This window comes from Anaerotignum sp. (assembly GCF_031981185.1).
Lineage (GTDB): Bacteria > Bacillota > Clostridia > Lachnospirales > Anaerotignaceae > Chakrabartyella.
In genome coordinates, this window is sequence record NZ_DALYUL010000010.1 from 113937 (window position 1) to 117466 (window position 3530).

At 34.6% G+C, this 3530-nt stretch carries 4 protein-coding genes; 1 reads left to right on the top strand and 3 read right to left on the bottom strand.

All coding sequences use genetic code 11. The features are described 5' to 3' along the window. The 3 genes from RTK36_RS07730 to RTK36_RS07740 all read right to left on the bottom strand — a co-directional run. The coding region (locus tag RTK36_RS07730) for a TRAP transporter large permease subunit (protein ID WP_312045902.1) at positions 1 to 300 on the bottom strand (300 nt) is incomplete at its 3' end. Positions 301 to 303: 3 nt separating this feature from the next. Continuing rightward, entirely contained in the window at positions 304 to 855 is a 552-nt protein-coding gene (locus RTK36_RS07735) for a TRAP transporter small permease (protein WP_312045904.1), read from the bottom strand. Positions 856 to 922: 67 nt separating this feature from the next. Further along, positions 923 to 2101, bottom strand: coding sequence for a M24 family metallopeptidase (locus RTK36_RS07740; protein ID WP_312045906.1), 1179 nt, complete (start codon positions 2099 to 2101; stop codon positions 923 to 925). Positions 2102 to 2869: 768 nt separating this feature from the next. Between RTK36_RS07740 and RTK36_RS07745 the strand changes: the two genes are divergently transcribed. Then, positions 2870 to 3530 (top strand): IclR family transcriptional regulator (locus RTK36_RS07745; RefSeq protein WP_312045908.1); only part of this gene is annotated, 661 nt, incomplete at its 3' end.

Genomic DNA, 3530 nt, shown 5'->3' on the forward strand with positions numbered 1-3530 from the left:
AGTTGCAGCTGTGGTAATTGCCATACCGCCATGGATATGCCCAACAAAGGTTTCTACTAAATCCAGCAATCTTTGGGTAGTAGAACCTGCACACATAATATCTGCTGCAAAGATAAACATAGGTACGGAAAGAAGCACTTGCGCCGAAACACCCGCAATGAGCTGTTGAATTGACATAGATAAATCCATATTAGGCATAAAACCAATCATAACTGCCAAGGGTGCGGCAACCATTGGTATAACCATAGGGAAATTAAATAATAAGAAAAAAACCATCAGACCCAATAATAAACCTACCATTATTTAATTCACATCTCCTTTCTCTAGTTCTTCTATTTCCTCCATGTTTTCACCATGTCTGTAAATACTAGAAATAAAAATTTCATCTTTGTTTCTGATATTTTTCACAAATGTTTTTGAATATTCTATGCCACCCAGTAAAAATCCTAAAGGAATAGGAACATAAGTAATCCACATAGGGATTCTAAGTGCTGCTGTTACTCTACCCAATTCCAGTACGCTTGTAACGTAATAAATACTTAGATAAGTTAAATAAAACATGATAATCGCAGTAAGCAAGGAAATTATACACATCATTAACTTTTTTCCTTTTTTATTCACAATGTCGTAAACAACAGACATGCTAATATGTCTTGCCTGTCTGGCGCAGTATCCTATACCAAAAAAAGTTACGATGATATTTAAAATCTGCCCTACTTCTTCTGTAAACGTTAAACTTGAATTTAACACTGCTCTGGCGAAAACACCGCCAATTAGAATTATTGCCATAAAAATGATGGAATAACTGAGAAATAATTCTTCAATTTTGGAAATCATCTCATCGACTTTCTTCACTTTAAAACTCCCCTCTTACTTTTTGGATACACAGAAATTTTTTCTGTGTATCCAAAATCAGATTAGATTATTTCTTTACCAATAGCTCTCTTCTAAAGCTGCAAAATGGTACAGCACCCGTTTCAGTGATATAGAAGGGTTCGCTTGTATCTACACCACAATCATCCAACCAAATGCCAGGAATCATATGGAATGTCATACCAGGCTGAAGAACTGTTTTATCCCCAGGACGGAGGGATGCCGTGTGTTCGCCCCAATCAGGAGGGAAGTTCAAGCCCATGGAATAACCGATACGGGAATCTTTCACAAATCCACTTTTTGCAATGGTTCTTGCCCAAATTCTCTCTACATCTTCAGCATACATACCCGGTTTGATTCCTTCCAGCGCTGCTGTAAGACCCTCAGAAACTGTTGCTCCCAAGTCCAAAATTCTCTGAGGAGCATTTCCCAAAACCATAGTTCTTGCCAGTGGACAGTGATAATGACGATAGTTACCGCTTAACTCAAGAATCACCGTGTCTCCATCTTTATAAACTTCATCGGTCCAACTTAAATGCGGTGTAGATGTTCTAACACCAGCAGGCATCAAAGGAACGATAGAAGAATACTCTCCGCCATATTCCTTTGTACCTGTAATTTGCGCATGATAAACAGCTGCGGCAGCATCACACTGACGCACACCAATCTCTACGCTGTCATACGCCACCTGCATTACATTTTGAGCAATCACTGCTGCTTTTTTCATAAAAGCAATTTCGTTTTCGCTCTTAATGATCTTAACCCAGTTTACAATATTATTTCCGTCTTTAAATCTTGCATTGGGTAAGCTGGCTTCTAAAGCAACTTGACATTTTGCAGAGTAATAATATGCATCCATTTCTGTTGCCACAACTTTTTTATCGTGACCTCTTTCTTTCAAAATATCTGCAACATATTCATAAGGATGTTTTACTGTAGACTGAACATAGTCATCAGTATAAGCATAGATATTCTCTTCAGGAAGATATGTAGTTAATCTTGCTGCATTACCGTCCTGACCTCGTCCAAACCAAAGCGGGTCTTTTTCATCCAACGCCACAATTACGCCCTGATGCACATAAAATGACCAGCCATCAAATCCCGTAAGATAGTTCATGTTGCCAGGATCTGTAACGATTAGAACGTCAATTCCTTTTTGTTCCATGCTTTTTTTCGTGTTGGAAACTCTTTGCATGTACTCTTCAACAGAAAAATTCAATGTTTTCAATCTTATCTCTCCTTCTATTATCAATCTAAAATTTGCTTCAATCGCGTGTCCAGAAGCAAGACTAAAATTTGCAGAAACCACTTGTTTAATTTACTGCATCTTGTAGTCTTTAAATTTATGTCTAAATCATAAGTGAATTTTTTCATCAAATCAATTAAACAACGCTATTTTTCTAGGTTAGAACATGAAAAAAACAGATTTTTTAGAATTTATCTGAAATACCATTTCCCTATTCAGAATAATTCCCCCTATTGCTGCTTTTGTTAATCAGATCCTAAAATTTCACGTCAAAATAATCGGATAAAAACCAAAAACTCTTGAATAATGCAATATTATACGAAAAGCGACACATTATTAGATAAAAGTTATGGGTACAATGAATGGATTTTTCTTCATTATTATTTGTTCAAAATTTATAAATTTATCATTCTTAATTTTTTTCCATTGGATATAGTAAAATTCATTTTTCCATTTCTAAGCCTTACAGAATTTTTTTACACTCAATAAAGTATATTTTATGATTTTAAAAATTGGATTTTATATATCAGAATTTAGTTCCCCAAATTGAAAAGACGCTATAAACAATTCTTCTATATAGAATAATTTTTAATGTAAATATTATACAAATAATAATAGGGTTCATTTCACTTCACTTCATCTCATTTTCTTATTTTATCTTTTCATAAATTTATTTTTTTGCTATAATAGTGATATAACGTTCTACATAAAAGAAACTATATATACATACTAAAACGAAAGGAAGATCTTATGGAGCCTTACTTACCGAAATACCCATTACACACTTTGGGAAATGCTCTTGAGGTATTAGACGTCATTTCTCAGTCAGCCTCCAGTGATGGCATGACACTTAGTGCAATCAGTACAAAGCTAAATCTTAATAAAAGTACCATTCATAGAATTTTAGATACCCTATTAGCATATAATTTTGTGGAAAAAACTCCCGGAGTTATTAAAACCTACCGCCTTAGTTGGGGTGCATATAAAATTGGTATCTCGGTCCCCAAATACCACACTTTAAATTCTTCCAACTACGCCACCATTATTGAAGAGCTTTCCAACAAATTAAATCGTGCCTGTATGCTTAGCATAATAAACGATTATGCGTCTGTAACCATCTATAAAGTTGATCCATTAAGTCAAATGCCCTCTCAGGCTTTAATTGGTGCTAGAAATCCATTGTATGCAACGGCAAGTGGTAAGCTTTTTATGCAGAACTTTACAAATGAAGAAATTAAAAATTATTTCCTTCATACCGATGTAAAAAAATATACTTCCAATACAATTTTGAACTATATAGATTTTTTAGATGAACTAAGTATAGTCAGAGCAAATAACTTCGCTATGGATAATAACGAATATGAGGAAAACGTCTCCTGCATTGCGATACCCATTCGAGACTACACAAATA